General features: G+C 36.5%; 22 protein-coding genes. 10 read left to right on the forward strand and 12 right to left on the reverse strand.

Annotated features, from left to right (window positions below):
- Positions 1–166: 166 nt before the first annotated feature.
- Entirely contained in the window at positions 167–658 is a 492-nt protein-coding gene (locus CM19_RS06360) for a flavin reductase family protein (RefSeq protein WP_048099574.1), read from the forward strand.
- Here CM19_RS06360 and CM19_RS06365 read toward each other — a convergent pair.
- On the reverse strand, positions 638–2,353 hold the full coding sequence (locus CM19_RS06365; RefSeq protein WP_150111396.1) for a hypothetical protein: 1,716 nt from the start codon (positions 2,351–2,353) through the stop codon (positions 638–640). The two genes, CM19_RS06360 and CM19_RS06365, sit on opposite strands and share 21 nt — an antisense overlap.
- Positions 2,350–2,832 (reverse strand): hypothetical protein, encoded by a 483-nt coding sequence (locus CM19_RS06370; protein WP_150111397.1) that lies wholly within the window; start codon positions 2,830–2,832, stop codon positions 2,350–2,352. The genes CM19_RS06365 and CM19_RS06370 overlap by 4 nt, the downstream gene beginning before the upstream one ends.
- A gap of 179 nt (positions 2,833–3,011) precedes the next feature.
- On the opposite strand from CM19_RS06370, the gene CM19_RS06375 reads away from it, so the two are divergent.
- The 4 genes from CM19_RS06375 to CM19_RS12545 are packed head-to-tail and all read left to right on the forward strand — an operon-like array spanning position 3,012 to position 6,596.
- On the forward strand, positions 3,012–3,554 hold the full coding sequence (locus CM19_RS06375) for a hypothetical protein (protein ID WP_048099577.1): 543 nt from the start codon (positions 3,012–3,014) through the stop codon (positions 3,552–3,554).
- Entirely contained in the window at positions 3,554–4,660 is a 1,107-nt protein-coding gene (locus tag CM19_RS06380) for an AAA family ATPase (protein WP_052349468.1), read from the forward strand. The genes CM19_RS06375 and CM19_RS06380 overlap by 1 nt, the downstream gene beginning before the upstream one ends.
- On the forward strand, positions 4,647–4,982 hold the full coding sequence (locus tag CM19_RS06385; RefSeq protein WP_048099578.1) for a hypothetical protein: 336 nt from the start codon (positions 4,647–4,649) through the stop codon (positions 4,980–4,982). Before CM19_RS06380 ends, CM19_RS06385 begins: the two co-directional genes overlap by 14 nt.
- A 57-nt stretch (positions 4,983–5,039) precedes the next feature.
- A complete protein-coding gene (locus CM19_RS12545) occupies positions 5,040–6,596 on the forward strand; it encodes a serine/threonine-protein kinase (protein ID WP_052349469.1) in 1,557 nt (518 codons plus the stop codon).
- A 7-nt stretch (positions 6,597–6,603) separates the two neighbouring features.
- Here the strand turns inward: CM19_RS12545 and CM19_RS06395 are convergent, their stop codons facing one another.
- Positions 6,604–7,893, reverse strand: a complete 1,290-nt coding sequence (locus CM19_RS06395) for an MFS transporter (protein ID WP_048099579.1) — start codon at positions 7,891–7,893, stop codon at positions 6,604–6,606.
- 376 nt (positions 7,894–8,269) lie between these two features.
- Between CM19_RS06395 and CM19_RS06400 the strand changes: the two genes are divergently transcribed.
- On the forward strand, positions 8,270–9,496 hold the full coding sequence (locus CM19_RS06400; RefSeq protein ID WP_048099580.1) for a YeeE/YedE thiosulfate transporter family protein: 1,227 nt from the start codon (positions 8,270–8,272) through the stop codon (positions 9,494–9,496).
- 6 nt (positions 9,497–9,502) lie between these two features.
- Positions 9,503–9,769, forward strand: coding sequence for a hypothetical protein (locus tag CM19_RS06405; RefSeq protein ID WP_235185633.1), 267 nt, complete (start codon positions 9,503–9,505; stop codon positions 9,767–9,769).
- 11 nt (positions 9,770–9,780) lie between these two features.
- Here CM19_RS06405 and CM19_RS06410 read toward each other — a convergent pair whose 3' ends face one another.
- Together CM19_RS06410 and CM19_RS06415 are read right to left on the reverse strand one after the other, a co-directional pair.
- Positions 9,781–10,626, reverse strand: a complete 846-nt coding sequence (locus CM19_RS06410) for a bifunctional 2-dehydro-3-deoxy-phosphogluconate/2-dehydro-3-deoxy-6-phosphogalactonate aldolase (protein WP_048099581.1) — start codon at positions 10,624–10,626, stop codon at positions 9,781–9,783.
- Positions 10,626–11,807 carry a mandelate racemase/muconate lactonizing enzyme family protein gene (locus CM19_RS06415; RefSeq protein WP_048099582.1) on the reverse strand — a complete coding sequence of 394 codons (1,182 nt, stop codon included), beginning with the start codon at positions 11,805–11,807 and terminating at the stop codon, positions 10,626–10,628. The genes CM19_RS06410 and CM19_RS06415 overlap by 1 nt, the downstream gene beginning before the upstream one ends.
- A gap of 526 nt (positions 11,808–12,333) precedes the next feature.
- Here CM19_RS06415 and CM19_RS06420 point away from each other — a divergent pair.
- Positions 12,334–13,983: a thiamine pyrophosphate-dependent enzyme gene (locus CM19_RS06420; RefSeq protein ID WP_048099583.1), complete on the forward strand. Its 1,650-nt coding sequence runs from the start codon at positions 12,334–12,336 to the stop codon at positions 13,981–13,983.
- Positions 13,984–14,979: an NAD(P)/FAD-dependent oxidoreductase gene (locus tag CM19_RS06425; protein ID WP_048099584.1), complete on the forward strand. Its 996-nt coding sequence runs from the start codon at positions 13,984–13,986 to the stop codon at positions 14,977–14,979.
- Here CM19_RS06425 and CM19_RS06430 read toward each other — a convergent pair.
- Entirely contained in the window at positions 14,947–15,876 is a 930-nt protein-coding gene (locus CM19_RS06430) for a Gfo/Idh/MocA family protein (RefSeq protein ID WP_048099585.1), read from the reverse strand. The genes CM19_RS06425 and CM19_RS06430 overlap by 33 nt on opposite strands.
- An 86-nt stretch (positions 15,877–15,962) precedes the next feature.
- Positions 15,963–17,510 carry a PEGA domain-containing protein gene (locus tag CM19_RS06435; protein ID WP_081801225.1) on the reverse strand — a complete coding sequence of 516 codons (1,548 nt, stop codon included), beginning with the start codon at positions 17,508–17,510 and terminating at the stop codon, positions 15,963–15,965.
- A gap of 443 nt (positions 17,511–17,953) precedes the next feature.
- Here CM19_RS06435 and CM19_RS06440 point away from each other — a divergent pair, with 443 nt between their 5' ends.
- A complete protein-coding gene (locus CM19_RS06440; RefSeq protein WP_048099587.1) occupies positions 17,954–18,367 on the forward strand; it encodes a hypothetical protein in 414 nt (137 codons plus the stop codon).
- Positions 18,368–19,364: 997 nt separating this feature from the next.
- Here CM19_RS06440 and CM19_RS06450 read toward each other — a convergent pair.
- The 5 genes from CM19_RS06450 to CM19_RS06470 all read right to left on the reverse strand — a co-directional run bounded on the left by CM19_RS06450 (position 19,365) and on the right by CM19_RS06470 (position 22,306).
- Positions 19,365–19,727 carry a DsrE family protein gene (locus tag CM19_RS06450; RefSeq protein WP_048099589.1) on the reverse strand — a complete coding sequence of 121 codons (363 nt, stop codon included), beginning with the start codon at positions 19,725–19,727 and terminating at the stop codon, positions 19,365–19,367.
- Complete coding sequence (locus CM19_RS13460; protein WP_081801226.1) at positions 19,720–20,172, reverse strand: hypothetical protein; 453 nt, start codon at positions 20,170–20,172, stop codon at positions 19,720–19,722. Before CM19_RS13460 ends, CM19_RS06450 begins: the two co-directional genes overlap by 8 nt.
- 3 nt (positions 20,173–20,175) lie before the next feature.
- Entirely contained in the window at positions 20,176–21,420 is a 1,245-nt protein-coding gene (locus tag CM19_RS06460) for a YeeE/YedE family protein (protein ID WP_048099590.1), read from the reverse strand.
- Complete coding sequence (locus CM19_RS06465; protein ID WP_048099591.1) at positions 21,421–21,672, reverse strand: sulfurtransferase TusA family protein; 252 nt, start codon at positions 21,670–21,672, stop codon at positions 21,421–21,423.
- Positions 21,673–21,802: 130 nt separating this feature from the next.
- Entirely contained in the window at positions 21,803–22,306 is a 504-nt protein-coding gene (locus tag CM19_RS06470; RefSeq protein ID WP_048099660.1) for a TQO small subunit DoxD, read from the reverse strand.
- Between the last annotated feature and the right edge of the window lie 21 nt (positions 22,307–22,327).

The raw sequence follows: 22,327 nt of genomic DNA on the forward strand, positions 1-22,327 counted from the left end.
TTTCAGTTGTAAGAATAGATAACCTCTTCAAAAAAGAGATCTTTTTACCTCCTCCTATGCAGATGCACTTCCACTTCAGTGGGATAAGGACATCGCAAGGCTATCCATGTTAGCTTTTTAATCAGTTTAATTGTGACTATTTTAACTTAAACAAGTAAAAGTACTTATGGACTTAAGGGATGTAATGAGGACATTGCCTCTCGGGATTGTAATTGTAACAACATTCTGGAACAATCTACCAATAGGAATGACTGTTAATACGTTTAATTCGGTCTCTCTCAATCCTCCTTTAATTTTATTTTTAGCTGATGTAACTAAAGGAAACGAAAAACCCTATGAGGAAAGTGGAATGTTTGTAGTCAACTTTATTGACGATGTAGAGATAGCAAGGATATTCTCTTCAGAGGACGTTCATCAACGTTTTTCTAAGGTAAAGTATATATTGGGAAATTGCGGCCCAATTCTTAGTAAAGCTTATGCGTACATAGAGGCAAAAGTGAAGGATATAGTAAGCGAGGGAGATCATAAAATTATAGTAGGGGAAGTGAAAAAGATTAATGTAACAAATTATTCTGCATCTCTTATTTATTATGATAAAATGTTTTGGAGATTGCAGGAACTCTTTTCTGCAAAATCCTCATTCAGAGACCACGAATAGCTTATCCTTTATTCTCTTTACTTTTCCGATCCCTTCCTTTTCAGCCTCTAAGAACGCTCTTTTTACAACTAACTTAGAATATCCTGTCTCCTCAATAACTCTCTCCAAGCTGAGAGCTTTCTCTAAAGCTATTTTTTCCTTAAGGTAATTTATTATTTTTTCAATTTTTTCTGATTCAATATCTGGTTCAAATAGTTCTAAGTATTGATCTACTAACTTGTCTCCTTTGTTGTAATAAACCTCACCAGACTCCAGATCAACGAGGATTAATGTGACATAGAAGTTGACAAATGATTCCTTGAACTCTTGAGACGTGACATATCTTTTAACTCTCTCATCGAATCCTGTAGGAGATCCAATTCCAACGACATAGTGTACCTTTCCAAGCCTACCGCTCTCTATGGCTCTATCTAAAACGTTAAGTAGGTCTGCTAGACTAACTGGGTTGTTATCAAATGAGGACTTAATAAAACTCTCTATGTGAGAGAGAAATATGCCCTTTACAACAATCTCTAATGGTTCACCAAAAATTCTGTTCTTCTTTGCTACAAATAATATCTCACTATTATGGGGATATACAGCTATGTCCTTTATTCCTAACTGACTGAGAAGTCCCTTCTGGTCGTATCTATAAACGTAATATTCCTTTAATTCTTTTACCAAGAACTCTCCCCTTCTAATAGGATCATAGAATTTTCTCGGTAGAGAATTCATCTTCATTTCAAATCTTCCTAAGAAGTTAACTTCCATTATTCTTGCTTCATCAAATCTTACGTACCTTTCTGAGGGATTTTCAGCCTTCTCCACTCTTAATCTTAACTCTTCGTTTTCGCTTTTCAATTTAGAGAGATTCACCTCGTATTCCTGAACTTTCTTTCTTAATTCCTGGTTCGTTCTCTGTAAATTCTCTATTTCTCCCTTTAGGACTACTTTCGTGTTTTCATCGACATTTTCTATTTTCTTCTTAAGTTCCTCTACTTCAGCCTGCAGTTTGTCCCTTTCCTCTCTCAACTGAGATATCCTACGTTCAAGCATAGAAATTACTATCTGGTCAGAACCTCCTTCCTCTAGATTTTCATTGAGGAGATCCTCAGCCCTCTGTCTTTCGAGCTCAGCCCTTGAGAGAATTGCTGATTCGTACTCCTCAAATAACCTTCTTGTTGATCCCGGGTCAATATCCATATAATTCCTTATCCCTAGCTTTATCTTTTCCATCCTTCTTCTATATTCCTGTCTTAGTGCGGAAGCCAGCGTTTCCCTTACATTATAGCTAAGGGGATCTATGAGCTTCTCGTATTCATACATCTGCATATAATACCAGGTCTTGATTACGTCGTAAATTTGGCCTTTCTTGTTCAGTAGAGCGGAAACTATTTCCTTATCAGTTACGTAATCCAGCCTTATGAATCTGTCAAGCTTTTGGAAGGCCTCAATTTCATCTCTCGTAAATTGTGACTTAATTCCAGGATTATCAATAGAAAATGCCAATTTTAATAACGCTAAATCAAAGTAACCCAACATTACAGAGTTATCGTGAAAGTCCTTCCCTAGGCAATACTTCTCATATTCTTCCCTGTTCCTCTTCATTTCGTTAAATTCGTTCACTCTTATTTCCTCTAACATTTTGGAAAGCGAAATTTCGTCGCTTCTAACAACCTGAAGTACTTTGTTGAAAACTTCCTCACAATTCATCATCTTTCCCCACCGAAGATCTCTAGTTCCTTAGAGATCTCTTGGAAAACTCTATCTACAGCGTCCTTTGGGCCTTTCATTTCTAGCTTAAGCGTTACTTTTCCTTCTTGAGATAAGTTCACTGTTAGTCTTACCAACCCTTTCCTAGTATAAATTTCATATTCCTCTCCAGAAAATTTTCCCAGATATATTCCCTTGTTCTTTGCTATAAGGTAATCTACAAAAGACTTAACCTCTGAAATTCCCTTAGAGAAGGAAAAAGTTGCCTTTAATGAATAAACCTCCTCCTTAAACTCGACTTCTTCAACTTTGTAAACTTTAACAATCTCTTGAGGAAATTTCCTCATAATTTCGCTAGCTACCTCATTATATCTATCGTCAAATACCTTAAAGGCATATCCTTCTAAGCCCATTGTCGAATCTCTATACTTTTCTAAAACGTAATCAAGTCTCTTTCTCTCCTGTTCGTTTCTGTAACTCACTTCTATTAAGTACACAATAACTATATAACGGATATACATAAAAATTTTCCTTTTTCTCATTTTATACTTATTCTCAAAATCGGATATAAGGAAGAATCTCCAAAATGGAGAAAAGTTTTTATTTTCCAGATTCTACTTTAGTTTGATCAAAAATGGTCTCACTGTTCAGGAGGAAAAGCATGCTAAAGAGTCTGAACCAAAAGGACGTCAGACAAGAAATTCAATACTTAGAGTTACAGCAGAAAAAGCTAGAGGCAACAAGGGCTGAGTTGGAGAAAGACGCAACGAAGCTTTTTAACGAATCTATTGGTAAGTCAGAGGCAACAAAGAGGTTAAACGCAACAAAGATAAAGAACATAAAGGACAGGATAGCAGATATAGATAAGGATCTAAAAGAGATAAATCTAAGATTAGGAGTCTTATACAAAATAGATAGAATTAAAGAAAAAGCTCAAAAAACATTTAGTTCTAAAGTTTGGGCTAAAATAGTAAATGACGTTGATAGCGAAACGCTAGAGAGGTGGTTAATTGATGAAAGGATGTCAGAAGATCAGATAATAGGCAAGTTAAGGCAAATCTATAATGCGGAAGGACCTCAAGGACTAGAGGATCAAGACGTATCACAAGATGAGAGAGAAATACTCTCTGCCATGACTGAGGTAGAAAAGGGTGAAAGAAAGCCAGAGGAGGTTACGAAGGAATTCACTAAGGAAGAGGCGTAATGTCCTTAGAATTCCTCCTTCTTAATGAGGCTAACGTACTAATAAATAAAGGTAAAATAGCGGAAGAGGAAGGCGATAAGGAGAGCGCAGCAAATTTCTATAGAAAAGCAGCTGAAATGTATGAAAGAGCATCGGAAAAGGTTTCGCCAGAGACTAGAGAGATTTATAGAATAAATTCAAGAAGACTAAGGGCAAAATCAAGGACATTATTAGGAAGGAATAAGGAAGTTACAATAGTAGAAGAGGAAGAGCCAGATTTCGACTCTATAGCTAGATCAATGATTGTCAAATCCTCTGTAAAGTTCGAGGACATCGTAGGGATGGAAAGTATCAAGGAACTTTTTATGGAAGTAATTTTCATGGCAACAAGTAAACCAGAGAAGGAAGTAAAGCTAGATCCACCAAGATCTGTTCTCCTTTATGGACCCCCAGGGAACGGAAAGACATTACTTGCGTCTGCTCTATCTAGTTCCTTGAACTCCACTTTTTTTAATGTGAACATATCTAACGTCCTATCAAGATATGTTGGCGACGCTCCAAAAATGATAGGGACTATTTTTTCTTTAGCTAGAAAAATGAGTCCATCTATTATCTTTATAGACGAGATTGATAGTATTGCAATAAGTAGAGAACAAAGGCAAAATGTGGGAACAGGGCTAATTCAAAAAATGCTGGTTGAAATGGACGGATTTAAGAGTCAACAGAACTTTACATTAGTGGTAGGGAGTACAAATAGACCTTGGGATCTGGACGAAGCAATAATTAACAGGTTTGACTATAGAATCTACGTACCACTTCCAGACGCGAATGCTCGAGAAGGAATATTTAGGCATGAGATAGAGGGAAGGGGATTTACGACGGAGGCAGATTATAAGGAACTAGCCGAAAATAGCGAAGGTTATACCGGAAGGGAGATATCTTACGTTTGTAAAAAGGCAATAATGTACATGATAAGAAGGGTTAACGACTTTAGTGAAAAGATCATAAAGTTTGACGTTATAAAGAGCGATGAAATTAAAAGGGCATTGAAAGAGACAAAGCCAACTACAACCTCAGATGTATTACGAAAATTTGAGGAATGGAGTGATAGCCATGGTTCTCAATAAAGGGCTTAATTTCTATTACATATTAGACGAATTGCTAATGGAACTAAACAAAGTAGAGAGGAAAATAGAGTTATTACAGAGTAAAGGAGTTAAAATTCCAGAATCTCTGGAGGAAAGGAGGGAGATGTTAAAGAAAGAAATTGAAAATATTAGAATAGGAATAGAAAATATTGAAGGAGAACAAGAGTTCAAGGAATATATGAACATAATGAAGGAGTTAGTCGGAGGAAGAAGACTTGAAGATATAATACATAGATTGAATAAATTGAGAGAAAAAGTAAGGAATTTAAGGATAAATCGTGAAGTTATAAGAAACGCTTGACCTTACACAATGTTTTTATGCCATGGTTTTCAATTTGTCTATTAAAGGGATATAAAGTTGTCAGCGATCTATAGATCCTTAGGTGTTCTAGTTGCCCTATTTGCCATAGGTATGGCATTCAGTGCACCATTTCGTCCCTTGTTCGATTTCTTTTTTTTCTTATTTATGATTTCTCTTTTTGTAATGATAACTTTCTCAATAATTTGGAATAGTTGGGGAGGTTCAAGAATGTTTTCTGATATATTTGACCACGAGATATCTTCACTTTTTAAAAGGCCGATGGCTTCTTATCTTTTTAAGCTAGGCTTAAGGCTATACAATAATGGAGATTATTATAACGCATCAAAGGTTCTTCTTAGATCGCTTAAAATAGATCCGTTTAATGCTGATGCCTATTATATACTAGCGCTTTGCGCGGAAAGAATTGGGAAATTGGGTTATGCGGAAAAAGATTTGAGAAGAGCAATCTCATTAAAGCCAGATATTGCAGAATATCATTATGAGTTAGGAAATGTTCTAAAAATTATGGGGAGACTTTACGAAGCTCAAGTAGAGTTTCGAGAAGCATTGAGGTTTTCCCCAAATAATCCAAAGTACGCGTCTGCTTTGAGTTCACTTAATCAAGGTGTTTCACAACATGGATCGAGCAATCAACCTAATACATCTCCAAAGACGAAATCCACTGACAATATAGGGGAGTATAGAATAGTTTCTCTTTTAGGTGAAGGGGGTTCATCAAAGGTTTACAAGGTCGAAAGGGAAGGAAAGTTTTATGCTATTAAGATTCCTAAATTACTAAATAAAGACTTTATAAAAGAGGTTGGTATTTGGTTAAGTCTCGAACATCCAAACATAGTTAAGCTCATAGACTATAGTATTGATCCTCCCTTCTTGGTAATGGAATACGTAGAAAAGAGTTTAGATAAGATAAAAAAACTAGATCTAATTACCGCAATAAGAATATCCAGGGATGTAATCTCTGCTCTTAAATTTGCTCATTCGAAGGGAATAGTTCACGGAGATGTAAAACCATCAAACGTATTGATAGATGATATGGGTAGGGGAAAGCTTACGGATTGGGATTCTGCCAGTTATTTATCAAGAGAGATGACTAACTCGCGTTTCACAATAGAATACGCTTCTCCTGAGGAGATTTCTGGAGGAAAGATTGGTCCCTCTTCCGACATCTATCAAGTATGTGAGGTCTTGTATGAAGTTACTACAGGAAGGAAGCCATTTAATTCTGTATCCGATAAGCTTTCATCTACTTTCCCTTTACCTTCCTTGATTGATCCTTCGTTGAAGCCAATTGATGGGGTAATGTTGGCGTGTCTAACTAATAATGCGGAGAGTAGAATTAATGAGGACGACCTAGAGTCTGAACTAAAGAAGATAGAGGAGAAAGTCCTATTCAATAACCTTACCCATACTCAGGAAGCTACCCTGGAGCTCATCTATTATTTGGTTAAGGAAGGAAAGTATAATGAGGCCCTTAATTGGTGTAGAAAAAGGGGAGAAGAAGATCTATGTTCATTACTAGAGAGAAAAGTTATGTATGACTTTCCGGATCAGGGCACAATACTAAAAAAGATTGAAATTATGTTAAAAAAATAATACTTTATTATTTAGTTTTGATTTTTTCCCTCTTAACGAGTAGAAGTATTAGACCCGCAAGTAAAGAAAATAGAGCCATTGCGTAAACTCCTGAAACGAAAGAGTTAGTGATTAACTCTAAGTAACCAACTACTATTGGCCCTACAATTCCACCCAAGTTTCCAACGGCATTTATTAGACCTATAGAAGCAGCTGCTGAGTCCCCCTCTAAAAACTTTGTTGGAATAGCCCAGAAAGGAGATAGAAAGCTAAATATGCCTATTGCAGCAATGCAAAATAATATAAACGAAATTACGACAATGCTAACTGTCGCAGCGCTAGCCGCTAGTCCTAATGCAGCAACAATGAAGACTAGAAAAGTAGTGATCTTGTGATTTTGTCTTTTGTCTGAATAAGTCGCAATGAAGAACAATGATATAGATGCAATTACATAAGGTATAGCAGAAAGAAAACTTGACTCAGCGGCTGAAACTCCAGAGATTGATGATATTATACTGGGTAACCAGATCGAGTATCCATATAAACTAGTAACGCCAAGGAAATAAACAAGAGCTAAAATTATGACATCTCTATCCTTTAATGATCTTGTCCACTTAATTTTTACCTTTTGAGCAGATTCCTCGTTTATGGCGCTTTCTAACGCTTTTTTCTCGTCTTTAGAAAGCCAACTTGCCTGATGGGGGAAATCAGTCAACAGGAAAAAAGCCAGGGCAGCTCCAACTAAAGCTAGACCTCCTTCATACCAGAATAGGATCCTCCAACCAGGATAATCTCCATAAAACGAAAATATACTACCAGCTATTATACTACCCACAATACCGGCTATAGGTATAGCAGCGTTAAATAGGCTATTTGCTGTCGCCCTTTCTGATTTTAAGAACCATAGACTTAGGTAAAAGATTACTCCAGCGTAAAAAGGTCCTTCGGCTATTCCCAGCAAAAACCTTAATACGTAAACCTCTGGGACTGAGGTTACGAAACCTGTTGCAATCGTTATTAACCCCCAGGCCGTGAAAGCTATAGTGAAAATTTTTCTTACTCCATATCTATTTATTCCAAGATTGGAGAAAATCTGAGGTATAAAGTAACCCACAAAAAACAGAGATGAAGCTATAGAGGCTATGAAGTCCGCTTCCTTAGATGGTACTCCAAGAAAATTAAACATCCCTGCATCTATCGCATAAGATATATTTACTCGATCTAAAAAATTTATTAGATAAAGAAAGAAAACTATTGGTATAATTCTTATCATCCTTTTTCTTCTAGAGATTGCTATTAAGTTTGGAATTCCTTGCATATCTAAAAATCTGTTTAGCAAGCTTAATACCCTTGCTAGAGAAAATACTCACTTAATTAATCTATTGTAAAAAGAAGAAAAAATGCATAATTTATGCATAATATGGAATGCTTATATCTATATGGAAAGATTTAAAAGACGTTACGCTAAAGTTTCATACCGAACAATCCGATGTTTATTTAAAAGCATTTTATTTTTACTATATTAGTAATATTTTTTGTTATATAGAAATAATTCCTTCCTTTAGCACTAATATATATACTTCTATTTGAAATAAATTCTAATGATAATTAACATTGTTAATATACACTTAGGTTTTTTATAATATGTTACTTTCTTTAGTAACAACAAGAAAAAAGAAAGTTAGTGAAACGGAATGATAACTTATACAGCCCCTATGTGGGTTGGAATACTAATAGGTTTTATAATCGGTGCAGCTGCGGAAATTTGGGGAATAGCTAATCCAGAGACGTTGATAAGGTTGGCAAAGTGGGAAGATAGACTTTTTGTTATATGTATAGCTCTTGGTTTAGCAATATCTGCACCTGTTCTCTACGGACTATATGCTTTAGGTATAGGTTTCCACTTTAGTCCAAAGCCTCTTTACGTAATAGGAGTCGGTATTGGCGGTCTTATTTTTGGGAGCGGTTTGGCGATAAGCGGTTATTTCCCTGGTTCTATATGGATGGCCTTAGGTGAGGGAAGAAGGGATGCAATCTATGCAGTATTTGGCGCTATACTTGGAGCTGCGACATGGACAGTTCTTTATCAGACACCTGTTGGCCAGTGGTTAGTAAATACGCTAAACTTCGGGAGCGTAGTCATTGGAGGTACTCATGTAGACAAGTTTATAATTAGACCGTGGTATGGTACCCCTGCCGTTATTTTTGGTATTTCTTTAGTTTACGCTGTAGGATTATTCTTAGTTGCATACTATTTACCAAGATATAAAGGTGGAGTAAGAAGTTGCTTAAGGGAAAATATTGAGAAGAGAAGTACTCCATACGAAGTTGAGAAACATAAAGAGACAGCAATGTTCCTAACCGATGGTGGATTGCCTTATTCTGAAAATAGCATTGCTAAGAAGTTAAATGAGTATTACGCAACAGAAAGTAATGTAACTAGGTGGTTTATGGTTTCGGTTGCTGGGATTGTTGGACTAACAGTTGTTCTAGAGATGTTTTTACACCAGATTTTTGGAGAGAGCACTACAGATTCATGGTTAGCAGGAATGTTATTTCTCCCGACATTTAAGTATAGTCAAAGCGTGTTTGCTGGAATAGGTTGGGAACCATTTAGCGATATAGGAACTTTAATGGGAGCATTGTTTGCATCAGTGTTCTTAACTAGGAGGTTTACTTCCTTTAGGAACATTATACCTCCTAGCTGGAGCATTAGATTCGGAAACAGCCAGATTACAAGGTTCCTAGGATCATTTGGCGGAGCTTATCTAATGCTGTTTGGAGCAAGAATGGCTGATGGGTGCGCATCTGGACATATATTAAGTGGTGATCTACAGATGGCAATAAGCGGTTTAGAGTTCACTGCAGCAGTATTCGCGGCAATGCTGATAACAGCTCATTACGTTTACAGGAAGAGGTGAGAGAAAATGATGAGTAGAACAAACCTAGATTCCCTTGATAAAGCGTATAAGGCCATCTTGATAGTCGGCTTTATATTGATGCTTGTCGTGGCTGCAGCTGTTACCAACGATACTGCTACAAAGCCTTTAACGGGATCTCAAGTTGCGGCAGTTGGGTTTATAGCCGTCTTTCTGCTGTTCTTAGGCGCATTAGTTTACAATCAGTTTCCAGATTCTATACTCGGTAAACCAAAAAAGGAAAGTCAAAAGAGCGAAGTCAAGGAAAAATCCTAAATTTTAAAAAATTATTTTTTCCAGATTTTTCTTGCTTCTTCTCTTAATTTTTCGCTACTATCTTTAGAAAGCGGGTAAATTGGATCTCTTGGATATCCAACTGAATAGCCTTGAAACTCTTCCACTAGTTCATATATTGCAGAGAATTGCCCTACCCTTTTAGTGAGGTTTACTAGGTCAATTAACACGAATTGATTTTTGATTGCACTTCCAACGTCTCCATTTCTTAGCGATTCCCTTATCTGATTAAGGATTTCTGGTGCATAGTTTCCGGCCCCTGACACTGTCCCGTCTAACCCGGAAGCCATCGAAGTCATAGCCAGACTATCGCTTCCATTGTATGTCTTTATACCGAGTTCTTTATATCGCAAAGTATGTGCGAAATCAGGATTAGTATCTTTGACTCCCGAAATACATCCTATTTCTTTAACCATATCTGCATCTACGTCCTTTCCAGTCGCTGAAGGGTAATTGTAAAGGTAAACGGCATTAGATGATTTCGAACATATATCTTTAAAGTATTTGACTATAAACTCTTTTGGTATAGAAAAATAATAAGGTGGATAAGATGCTACTGCGATCAAATCTTTCTTGTTAGCGTAACTTACTAATTCCATTGTTTCGCTCAAGTTCAGAGAACCTACTTGGAATATTACCTTGTCAGTGACCTCAATAGTTGCGTCAAACATCTTCCTTTTCTCCTCTGCAGAAAGGGCGGGACCTAATCCAGTAGTACCGTTAACAAATATAATATCTACTCCTTTTTTTAGCAAATTTTCAACATGTGTCCTTACCTTAGTTTCGTCAATTTTTCCGTCGCTAGTAAACGGAGTAACTATAGGGACAACGATCTCCATTAATATCCCCTCCACGTATTCTTTACTACCCAAACAGGTTCCTCAACTACATCTAGTGGGATTGGTTCTGCCTTGAGTTGTTCGATTAACTTTTCGTTTACATTTATGCCTATTCCGCTTTTTTCTGGAACTTTTGCATATCCTCCTTCTATAGGTGTCTCTCCATAAACTAGATCTCTCTTCCATTGAGGGAAGAAATCATAAAAGCTTTCAAGGATAAGCAGATTTGGTATAACCGAGGAAAGCTGAAGTGTGACAGCGTTCTGTATAGGACCAAAGGCATTATGGAAAGCTATTTCCACATCATTTGCCTCAGCCAATGCTGCAACCTTTCTAGCTATTGTAACACCCCCTACATTAGTTAGGTCTGGTTGCAATACGTCCGCAAGCCTGTTATCAATGTAGAACATTGCCTCCTTTAGGCTGACTAGTCTTTCCCCTAACGCAACTCTAACGCTGGTTGAAGTCCTATATTTTTTATATCCTTCAATATCCTCATGATGTACTGGTTCTTCCATAAATAGAGGATTATACTTAGCTATTCTCTTAGCGATGTCAATTGCTGAATTTGCGTTAAACCTTCCATGGTGTTCAATCATAATCTCAACATCGTCCCCAAGAGCTTCTCTAACTGCTTTTACCCTTTCCTCAGCCTCCCTTAATCCTTTTTCGTCTATCCAGTCATAGTATTGCCCAAACGGGTCAAACTTTAACGCCTTATACCCCATTTTAGTAACTTCCTTAGCTTTCATCACAAAATCTTGAGGTGTAACACAGTCTGAATACCATCCATTAGCGTAAACTTTAACTTGTTCCCTAAACTTACCTCCAAGTAGTTTATAGATAGGCGATCCCAATTCCTTCCCTAAAATGTCCCATAACGCTATATCAATAGCGCTTGTGGCTGTAGCGGATTCAAAAGACCTAGAAAGGTAAAAATCCTGTTTATACCACTCATGATAGTTCTTTTCAACTTCCTCAGCTTCTTTTCCTATATATCCCTTGGCTACTTGCTTTATTGCATTATATACTGACACAATCCTCAGAGTCGGAACTGCCTCTCCATATCCAACTATACCGTTAGTAGTTGTTACTTTAACCAAAATAGCACTAGAGGCCCATGTAGCACCTCCTTTTTCCTTAGAGGTTAGAACAATTGGTTCAATGTCTTGGATTTTCATGAATTGAATTAGCTAGCAAAAATCTTAAACCTTTCTAGTGTTTTTTCAATCTCCGGGATATCATGGACTAAAACATCAAGACTATAGGGATGAAAATCTCCTTATAGAAAGTATTAAGTCATTTCTTAGATAATAATTTGATATCCTCACTAGAATCTTTAAATTTATTCGTACACGGATAACAAACATTGAGGTTAAAAGATCAGTTGAAATTAGATAGAGAAGTAAAACCATCTCGCCTTTCGGTTTAAGCTTTATCAATTCGTCTATGAAGAGGGTATTTTGCACTTTCCGTTTGTCCCTAGAGGTATCCCACCTTATCTTTATGCAACTGATTCCTTCATGGAATTGTCTGTACATATCTATTGTGTACTATCCTCTTAACTTATCTCCAGATAGTTATTTCAATTTATTAGGTTTGATGACATAGAATTAATCTTCTTAGAAAGATTTTAAGACTTTCATAATATACGAATATATCAGAGTTCTCGATTAATTTTATATCAGAGTTCTCGATTAGATTATTATGACATCTGTTGCAGACGTTATAGTAAAAGTACTTGAAGAGAGTGGAATAGAAAGAATATACGGAATCCCAGGGGACTCTATAGATCCTCTTGTAGATTCAATAAGAAAGTCCAATATTAAATATGTTCATGTAGGGCATGAAGAGGGGGCTGCTTTTGCTGCTTCTGTCGAGGGGAAAATAACAGGAAAGCCCGCAGCAGTTATGGGCACTTCGGGACCTGGATCAATACACTTACTTAATGGCCTTTACGACGCAAAAATGGATCACGTTCCAGTTATTGCCTTTTCAGGCCAAGTAGAGTCAGATATGATTGGTCATGATTACTTCCAGGAGGTAAACTTGCTGAAGCTTTTTGATGATGTCTCAGTGTTTAACCAGATGATAGTTAATCCAGATAATGCAGAGTATTTAATAAGAAGGGCCATAAGAGAAGCTAAAACTAAGAGAGGAGTTGCACATCTTAACCTGCCGGTTGACATTCTAAGGAAAAGCGTAAATTATAAGGGGGTTAAGGATACAGTTGAAGCTAAGGTAGAGTATTCGGTAGACTTCACAAAAGCAAAGGAGCTTATAAAGAAAAGCGAAAGGCCTGTTATTATGATAGGAGGGGGTTCCAGGGGTTCATCTAAGGGTATAAACGACTTTGCCGAGAAAATCGGCTCTCCTGTAATATATGCCCTTAATGGTAAGGGTATTCTGCCTGATGACGATCCAAAGGTTATGGGAGGAATAGGCCTTCTAGGAAGTAAACCATCTATTGACGCTATTGACAAGGCAGATCTTCTCATAATGCTAGGAACAGTATTTCCATACGTGAACTTCCTCCCAAAGGACGTGAAGACAATTCAAGTCGACATAGATCCATCTCACATAGGTAAAAGAATTAATGTTGATTTATCTTATCCAATACCAGTTGACTCGTTCTTAAAGATTGACGTAGAGGAGAAAGATGAGAAGTTTTATGAGAAGATGAAAGGTTCAAAGGAGGATTGGTTAAACTCCTTAAGGAAACAAGAGGAGAGCAATGATAAACCAATGAAGCCTCAAAAAATTGCGTACCTTATCTCGCAGAAATGCGCAAAGAATGCAGTAATAGTTACTGATACTGGCAACGTAACAATGTGGACGGCGAGACACTTCAGGGCGTCTGGACAGCAAACGTTTGTATTTTCATCATGGTTAGGCTCAATGGGTATAGGTGTCCCTGGGGCAGTCGGTGCATCGTTTGCAGTGGGGAATTCAAGACAAGTTATCTCTTTCGTTGGAGATGGAGGATTTACTATGACAATGATGGAAATGATAACAGCAAAGAGGTACAATCTCCCGGTTAAAATTATAGTATATAACAATTCAAAGTTAGGAATGATAAAGTTTGAGCAGGAAGTAATGGGTTACCCTGAGTGGGGAGTAGACCTTTATAATCCGGATCTAGGTAAGTTGGCAGAATCTATAGGTTTTAAGGCTTTTTCCATTTCTGATCCTAATGATGCTGAAACAACAATTGATGAGTTCTTGAAGACTGAAGGTCCAGCTTTATTAGATGCAATCATAGACCCAAACGAGAGACCAATGCCTCCTAAATTGACCTTTAAGCAGGCAGAAGGATATGTTATATCCATATTTAGAGAAAAACTCCAGGGGATTTGAGTGATAGTAATTTTAGGTGGAGGATATGCAGGTCTCTCTGCGCTTTCTGAGAATAGTAATGCAATTTTGGTGGATAGGAAGAGCTATTTTACCTTGACTCCTTGGCTAATTGACTTTGTTTGTGGGATCAGGAACGAGACAGAGGTCAAGGCAAAATATCCTAAGGTAATCAAGGGAGAAGTATCCAAAATTGACTACAAGGAGAAAAGGGTAATTGTAGGTGAAACTGAGATAAAATTTGATAAGCTAATTGTCTCTTTGGGGCATCATCAGAATCTTCCGAGATTAAAGGGGGCAAAAGAGTTTGCCCACAAAATAGAGACTTTTGAGGATGCGGTAAATTTGAAAAGTAAAATAGAAACTTCAAAGAATATAGTAATTATTGGAGGAGGAGCCACTGGTGTTGAGATCGCAGGAAATTTGAGGGGGAAAAACGTCACATTAGTTCAGAGAAGAGATAGACTTTTACCTACAATGTCAACAGCTTCTTCAGAAAGGGCAAGAACTCTATTAGAGGAAAATGGAGTAAAATTGCTTTTAGGAACTGAAGCGTTAGAGGTAAAAAAGAATTCAGTGGTAACTTCTAACGGTGAGATTAAGTCAGAGGTGACAGTGTTTGCAGGAGGATTAAAGGGGCCTAGTATAGTAGAGGACTTTGGGCATACTAACAAGAACCATAGGATGATAGTTGATAAAAACCTGAGATCCATAGATTACAGAGACGTGTTTGGAGCAGGAGATTGTGCGACTTTTTCCAACGAGGACATCCCTATGTCAGCAGAAGTAGCGATATCAGCGGGAAAAATAGCTATGAGAAACGCCTTAGGTGAAGAAAATACGTTCATTCCTAGAAGAACCGCAACAATTTTAAGAGTTAATAATTTCTTTTTTGGAGATTTTGGGAACTCTTACATAGAAGGAGATATGGCAAAGATAATGAGGGGTCTAGCTTACGTGCAGTCTTTAGTTCTCCCCGCAAGAGGTGTAAATGTCTAGAACGCATTTTAGATCTCTTATTGCAATATCTAAGGGAATTGGAGGTTCTTTATCCTTCCTTATTGAGTCCAGAAAAAGTCTGATCTCTTCCTTTACAGTATTAACTTTCTCTATCTTAAATCTCCTTTCGTCTTCACCTAAAATTTTCAACACCACTTCATCTCCTTCATCCATTATATTTCCATTCTCTCCATATACCTCAAAGTGAGGAAGATTCCAGGAGGGAGTTGACCAACTGTAGGTGAAATTTCCGATCATACCTTGTTTGAAGAGAAAAACTGCCGTAACAGTGTCCTCTCCTTCTAATCCTGAGAAAAACTTTTTACAGCTTGCCTTCACTTCGCTGTATTCTCCCCCTAGGTTCAGAAGAGAATCAATGTAATGTATTCCTCCGTCGATTAAAGCTCCCCCTCCCATTAACTCCTTGTGTTTTCTCCATCCTTCAGGTCTATTTAACCTTAAGTTCCTTACGTTTATTAGGGATATTCTGCCTAGTTTATTCATGTTTTTCTTGATTTCCCAAACCATTGGATCTAAGTAGTGATTTTCTAGAACCATGAATTTTACACCGTATTTACTTGAGGCGTTTATCATAGAACGAGCTTCATTCATGTTAATAGCAATGGGTTTCTCCACCATTACGTTTTTCCCTGCACTCATAGATCTTATTGCCATAAAGCAGTGTGATTCATGACTCACGACTAAGTCAATAACGTCAGCATCTGATTTTATAACTTCCTCAAAAGACGTGAAGTATTGCGAAGCGTTAAACTCTTCCGCACATTCCTTAGCGTAATCCTTTTCCCTACTGAAAACGTAAACTTCTTCCCCTAATTCCTTAAGTGCGTTCAAATGGACTCTTCCAAATCCCCTACAACCTACTACCGCAACTTTCATAATTCTTTTTCCCTTTTATAGTTTTTAACCTTTAGCATTATCATAAAAATATATTTAACTTTTTTTTAAAAAAATCTCTTATAAAGTTAAATCTTATTTCTAGTTAAGAACAAGATAATCCCTATGCTCGTTCCCAAGATTATAAGCCAAATTTCTATAAAATTTTTGTGTGAACTTGGTTTATCAACGAGAGTAATGTGGTATTCAGGATTTAGATATGTTGTATTTAAAATCTTCAATGTTGTGTTAAGGATATAAATTTGTCCATTAGAAAGAGTCACGTTTATGCTATAATTCTGATATCCAGGAGATTCTATTCTTATGTTGTATCTGCCTGCAGGTAACTCTAAGAGAAAAGTTCCCGTGGTCGCAACTTTCTTTCCATTTAGGAAAATCAAGGAATTATATGGGTTAACATGTCCCTCAATGAAAGCATATTTTAAATAGTAGATATATACTGTTCTATTGCTATTACCTAGAGATATTTCAAGAGACGTGTTTGTTGTGTAGTAAAGAGAAGTGTTCTCAATTATTAGATAGTAATTTCCTGGAGTTGAGATAAAAGAGAGTTCTCCATTTATCGAGCTAAATATCTCTCCATTATATTCTACCGAGAAGGTGATATTGTCAGGTATAGCCTTAATCATTAGAAAATGAAAGAAACTAAGGTTAAGGTTAATTACCGAAACTGTACTCGAGTCATAATTAGCTACATATACCTTGTCATTAGCAAGTACAATTCCCTTAGGGTATTTCCCAACATGGAAATTCTTTAATATTAGATTATTGATTACAAAAACGCTACCATTGATAGATGTAGCGTAAATATATCCGTTTGATGAAAAAGCTAAGCCGTAAGACGGATATGGAAATGAGATGTTTTCTATAATGACGTCCTTTGAAGAAATAGCTGAGATAAACCCTTTGAATAGACCATCTATGTAAACCTCGCCATTTTTTTCGTCATAAGAGATCGAGTAAGGCTGAGAATTTCCATGGATCTCTGATATACTTCCATTATGTATAATGTAAACGCCATTAAAGTTGGTAGATGTCACAAAGAGATCTCCATTAGAGGGATCATATACAATCTCATATGGGCTGAAATTTAGGTAAATTTCTCTAATTACTGATGTATTATCAATTACAGTTATTTGTCTTGAGATAGAGTCAGCTACATATACGTAACCTGAAGACGTAACCGCTAGTCCATGAGGAGAATCTCCTACTTTAACGTTGGCTATGATAGTCATGTTCTTTATGACTGTGACCTCATTTGAACCTGCGTCCGCTACATATATATAACCGTTTATGGGATTGAAAACGATGTCAGTTGGGAATCTAGGGATATTAAGCCTTCCAACTATTTTAGTTCCATTTATAACATAAACACTATTATTAAATGAATTTGTAACATAGATATAATTATTTAATGGATTAAATGCTAGGCGATCTGTACCAAGACCTGGATTAAATCCTTCGTAGTTTGACGCAACAAAGCTATCATTATTCAAGAAAATAGTCCCCTGAAATACTCCATATTCTGCATGCTGAACTGGGATTAGTCCAGCCATAGAGGATAATGGTATTAAACTCAAGAATAAAAGCATGAACGCTAGGTACTTTCTGCGCATTGATTATAAATAGCGAACTGGTTTAAAATATGTTATAGACAAGTTTTATCATCCTTTAGGGTATACTAGTAAACTATCTGACCTTACGATCAATCTCACTATTTTAGAGGAGCCCTGGATTGTTTAGATAACTACTGACCTCTTTTCCCTCCTTTTTCATTTGCTCTCTGAAGATCTCTCTCATCTCATAGAAACTAAGAGAGGAAATAAGGGACCTAGTAAAACTCCCAATCCTTACTTATATCTGTTCATCACTGTAAGCCCTAAAATAACGCTATGGTGAACACATAATTATTGTACGTAAAAGGGACCTTATATACTTTTATAAGGAATCCGCGTTAATGAAGTTTTAACCCCTTATCCTCATTAAGTTAAAATCCTCATAATTTGATCTATAAACTAGAGCTGGAAAGAGTTTTATTTATCAAATCAAAAGCAAAACTATGCCAACAGTTTCCGTACTGCCAGACACTGTATTAGAAAAAGTGCGTATCGACGTAAAGGCAAGGATGGGAAAAGAGATAGTAGTTGATGGAATTCAATTTGCTAAATTTAATCCGAATGTATTGGCGTTTGTAAGGGCCGGAAGTAATGTTATATTTGTGAATGAAATTCCATACTATAGAATTGTTAATAATACTCAATACGCATATGAATACCTGTACGTAATTCTACTTCATGAATACCTTCATTTGTTAGGGATAGCCGATGAAAGGGAGGTTAGAAGAATAACTATGGAATTAGTGAAAGAAAACTTTTCAGAGACTAGTTATGCATTTAGATTATCTTCGAATTTAGCGTTTCCTGAGGACGTTGAATTAATGAAGGATAGAAGATTTATCCATACATATATGTAAAATTTTCATTTACTTATCATTTATGAACGCATCTATTCCTTCATATTTAGTATATATCTCTAACACGTTATTACGTTTAAATATAGCATCATCATCTGAAACAATAGTGCTTTCGTCTTTAAGCATTGAAGGAAAGCATAAATATCCCCTTTTTATCAAATTTTATGTTGTTAGGATTTTTATTGTATAATCTCTTGGGAAATTGTTGTAAAGTTTTCTGATTATTAATTCTAGGAATTTTATTCTTTATATATAATATGTAAATTAAAGGAAGAGCAGGTAAAACGTAAATAATGTTTCTAAATATAAGACTAACTACTATAAAGCACGGTATTGTATACAATATTGCAATCGTAATCGCTTTTTTTAAAAGGTTTTTCTAATGCCTTAAAAAGCTAATCTTAATAAAATGCACCAACTTTTATTAGCTTAGCTCGTTAGTTCTATTTAACTTGCTGTTTCATAGATACTACAGCGTGAAGTCTAAGACCATTTTCTAAAACTAATATAGTATTTCAATATAATTTGAAAAAATAATCATAAACTACGATGATTTAACATATGAGTTAATTCTACTATATTTAAAATAAATGTATCTGTAAACTTATGGTAAATATAAAAACCGTTTAAATAGCCTCCTACTAAAAAGTGATGTGTAGAGGTTAAGGTTTTTGGAGAGCATGCCTTAGGTTTCTCATTTTGTTCATGGTATAGTTATAACTCCTTAACCACAAAATAAAGGCGGAACAATACAAAGTATAATACTTTCCACATTAGGCCCCAAAGTTTGGCTAACTTTAGATTTGGATTTAGAATAAAAGGATCTAAATACTACATTTTCAACTCAAGAGGTTTTAACAGTTTTTCAGTTTTCTGCAGTTAGTGTATCTTTGCCATTTTAATCACTATATCCTAGCTTTGATAGTACCTCCTTAAAAAGAGAGTTATTTTTATAAAAATAAAAAATTAAATGGAAGTGGTTATAACTTGCGTTTAGCTAAAAAACAAGAATGCTCTTTGCTGTCGAGCTCTTATACGCGAATTCTGAAACTCCACTTACTTTCACTCCTTGAATAAGATCTTCCTCTCCTATTCCTTTCACTTTCATTCCAAATTCACATGCAGCTAGCTCTATGTCGTTCTCTCCTAGTTCTATTAAATTGTCAACGTAGTACTTTAATGGTTTTACGTTTTCTAGCTTGATTTCTTCTAGTCCCTTTTTTGTTATGCCATTCAAACCGTCCATTGTGAAGAACATGTAAATTTTGCTACCAGCAGAAACGTAACCTATTGCTGTAATGAACGCCATGTATAGCTTTTCCCTCTCTCCGGATATTATGAAGAAAGCATAATCAGGCAAGAGTTCTCACCTTTATAATATTAACTAATGAGTACCAGAACCACATTAAACAAGCTATTAAACAAGTATATCCTGCCAGTCTTATGGTCATATCCCCTCCTATGATTGAACTACCTATAGTGAAAAGAGCTATAATTTCAGCAGCTATTGCCAACGGAAAAGCTAAGTCAATACTTCCCTTTCCCTCAGTTAAAAAGCCTTTATCCTTTACGTATTTAACAAGGTTATACCAGAACATGCTCAATCCTACAAACACTAAGGAATAACATATCCAAAGATTGGCTACTAAATACCCGTCTAATTGCGCTGGTATAACGTAGACGGCGTAATTCCCATGACATAGAGCTATCTGATCTGATCCAACAATGTACACTTCACTAAACCTATACCAGCCCATTGCAAAAAGCGAAAGTACTAGAGGAGCTAAAACCTTTCTTAAATACATAGCCTACAACCTCTCCTGAACCTTTACTGCAAGATATACTCCAGACAACATGCCGAACAGGAATATTATTCCGTCATAGCCCAGTTGAGCAAAGTTTGTCCACATCAATCCAACGTTGCAACCTAACGCCATTCTAACGCCTATACCAACGAGGATTCCACCTATAAAACCTATAAGCAACCTCCTCCTGTCCTTTGGAATTCTTATTTTAAAGTCTCCGCTCAGGAACGAGGAAGTGAAAGCCCCTACACACAACATAACTACCATTAATGTGCTAGTATCAACTATTGGAAGAGAGTCGTTGAACCAGGGAGTAGTTATGAACAAGTTTTGTCCAAACATCATCATTATATATTCAAAGAATCTACCTCCATCAGACGAAGTGATGACTAAGTAATTAAAAGTATATCCAGCCCCAACTATGAATACAAGAATTATGTCTAAAGCTAAAATAACTGTTGTTAAGTTTGTCCCATAAGGTTTTCTTAGCAGAATTAAATCCTTTATTTCCTTACTAAGCTTTACCTTTTCTGGAAGAACTGTAGGAGAAGGAAGTCCTAGAGAGTTCCCAAGCTTTGGGACAGCAAATATTCCTGGAATTCCCCTCTCACCTCTAGCTACCTTATTCCATTTTCTCTTTGTATAAATCTGAAGGTAGATGCCTAAGAATATTAGTGGGATGGCTAGCATTAATGTTGTGAGGAGTACAGCTTCATTTGAAACAGAATGGAAAATTAAGTAAGGTAAATACTCTACGTATCCTCCGGCAGTAGTGGATAGAATTCCCTTTTCCATTGTGAAGAGTTGGAATGGCCATATACCTATAGCGAAGATGTAAGTACCAATCATCATGCCGAAGAGTTCTATCCAATTCTGCACATAACCAGACGCAGCCCTGTATAGCATTGATAAATTACATCCTCCTGCAAGGGCTGCGCCAAAACCAAATATTGTGGAACCAACTAAAATATACCACCCACCAAAGTAGTTAAAGTAAAATTGATCACTGCTTGGAATGAATCCAGTAGCTACAAGTAAGCCAGTTCCAAGAGCTGATAGTCCAAAAAGCAATAGAAGTGCTCCAAATCTCTCAAAACTTTTCGTAGTAAAAATAGATGTCATAGCGTTAACAAAGCAGTAGTTTCCTCTCTGGGCTGCCCAACCCAGAATAAAGCCGGAGGCAGCAAACACAGCGAAAACAATTGGCCAACCGTAAGAAAAAACGGGTTCAAGGACTTGAGCGGGCACTTAGCCCACCTTTAATATTCTGAACTTATATTGTTCACCATCCTTTATGATTTCGTAGGGATATCCGTGAGATTTACATAGAGAAGGTAGAGTAACGTCAACAGCAGGCTGATGATCTGTAAGAACTTCTAATATTTGTCCTCCCTTCATCTTCTTCAGTTTCTTCTGGGCCTCCATTTCGGGAATAGGACATGATTCACCTCTAACGTCTAGAACTTGATCGGGATTTCTCGTTGTTAGTTCCGAACCCACTTTTTCACACCTAAATAAAATAATGAAAATAACGTTTATAAATTTCTCGGATTTATAAGCTCATTATTTTATAAGTTGGATAAAAACTTAAAATTTCATAGTATAAAGGGGTAATGTTTATCTTAGCGATCTAGATTCCCATTAAGTAGAGGTAAATCACAACAGAGATATATACTAAGGATGCAACAATTATCCAAGGCTTTGGATCTTTTATTATCTTGATCTTATGGCTTAACAGAGAGTCAACTGAAAATTCGTTTGAACCATATAGAATTAAGTATACATCAACTGCCATCATTAACAAGTTTATACCATATTCCTCTGCTCCAGTCCATGCTGCTGAAAGAAAGTAAATTAAGTTGGTATAAAAGGCTGCAGTAGCAGCCATTCTAGTAGTCAAACCTAAGAAAAGAAGAGTACCGAAAGTTATCTCTCCTATCATTACTAGTTGACCAGTAAGAATAGGATGAGGAAAAGCAACAGCGTAAAGGAAGCCCTTTATGATCGAACCTTGAGAGAAGTAAAGTATAGTAAAACCTATGTACGAGTTAGAATTAGGGTTTAGGAAGCCAGGATTGAGCAATTTATCAAATACCCCTGCATTAATCCATATTGACGCTACGATTAACCTCATAGCCACTTCCCAAAAGGACAC

Origin of the sequence: Candidatus Acidianus copahuensis (assembly GCF_000632495.1) — an archaeon.
Lineage (GTDB): Archaea > Thermoproteota > Thermoprotei_A > Sulfolobales > Sulfolobaceae > Acidianus > Acidianus copahuensis.

Coding starts and splice junctions, on each gene's coding strand:
- CM19_RS06420 (WP_048099583.1), top strand. CDS start 12,334: ATGACATCTGTTGCAGACGTTATAGTAAAAGTACTTGAAGAGAGTGGA.
- CM19_RS06415 (WP_048099582.1), bottom strand. CDS start 11,807: ATGAAAATCCAAGACATTGAACCAATTGTTCTAACCTCTAAGGAAAAA.
- CM19_RS06365 (WP_150111396.1), bottom strand. CDS start 2,353: ATGATGAATTGTGAGGAAGTTTTCAACAAAGTACTTCAGGTTGTTAGA.
- CM19_RS06470 (WP_048099660.1), bottom strand. CDS start 22,306: ATGAGGTTAATCGTAGCGTCAATATGGATTAATGCAGGGGTATTTGAT.
- CM19_RS06405 (WP_235185633.1), top strand. CDS start 9,503: ATGATGAGTAGAACAAACCTAGATTCCCTTGATAAAGCGTATAAGGCC.
- CM19_RS06395 (WP_048099579.1), bottom strand. CDS start 7,893: ATGCAAGGAATTCCAAACTTAATAGCAATCTCTAGAAGAAAAAGGATG.
- CM19_RS13460 (WP_081801226.1), bottom strand. CDS start 20,172: ATGTATTTAAGAAAGGTTTTAGCTCCTCTAGTACTTTCGCTTTTTGCA.
- CM19_RS06410 (WP_048099581.1), bottom strand. CDS start 10,626: ATGGAGATCGTTGTCCCTATAGTTACTCCGTTTACTAGCGACGGAAAA.
- CM19_RS06430 (WP_048099585.1), bottom strand. CDS start 15,876: ATGAAAGTTGCGGTAGTAGGTTGTAGGGGATTTGGAAGAGTCCATTTG.
- CM19_RS06375 (WP_048099577.1), top strand. CDS start 3,012: ATGCTAAAGAGTCTGAACCAAAAGGACGTCAGACAAGAAATTCAATAC.
- CM19_RS06440 (WP_048099587.1), top strand. CDS start 17,954: ATGCCAACAGTTTCCGTACTGCCAGACACTGTATTAGAAAAAGTGCGT.
- CM19_RS06385 (WP_048099578.1), top strand. CDS start 4,647: ATGGTTCTCAATAAAGGGCTTAATTTCTATTACATATTAGACGAATTG.
- CM19_RS06360 (WP_048099574.1), top strand. CDS start 167: ATGGACTTAAGGGATGTAATGAGGACATTGCCTCTCGGGATTGTAATT.
- CM19_RS06435 (WP_081801225.1), bottom strand. CDS start 17,510: ATGCGCAGAAAGTACCTAGCGTTCATGCTTTTATTCTTGAGTTTAATA.
- CM19_RS06380 (WP_052349468.1), top strand. CDS start 3,554: ATGTCCTTAGAATTCCTCCTTCTTAATGAGGCTAACGTACTAATAAAT.
- CM19_RS06400 (WP_048099580.1), top strand. CDS start 8,270: ATGATAACTTATACAGCCCCTATGTGGGTTGGAATACTAATAGGTTTT.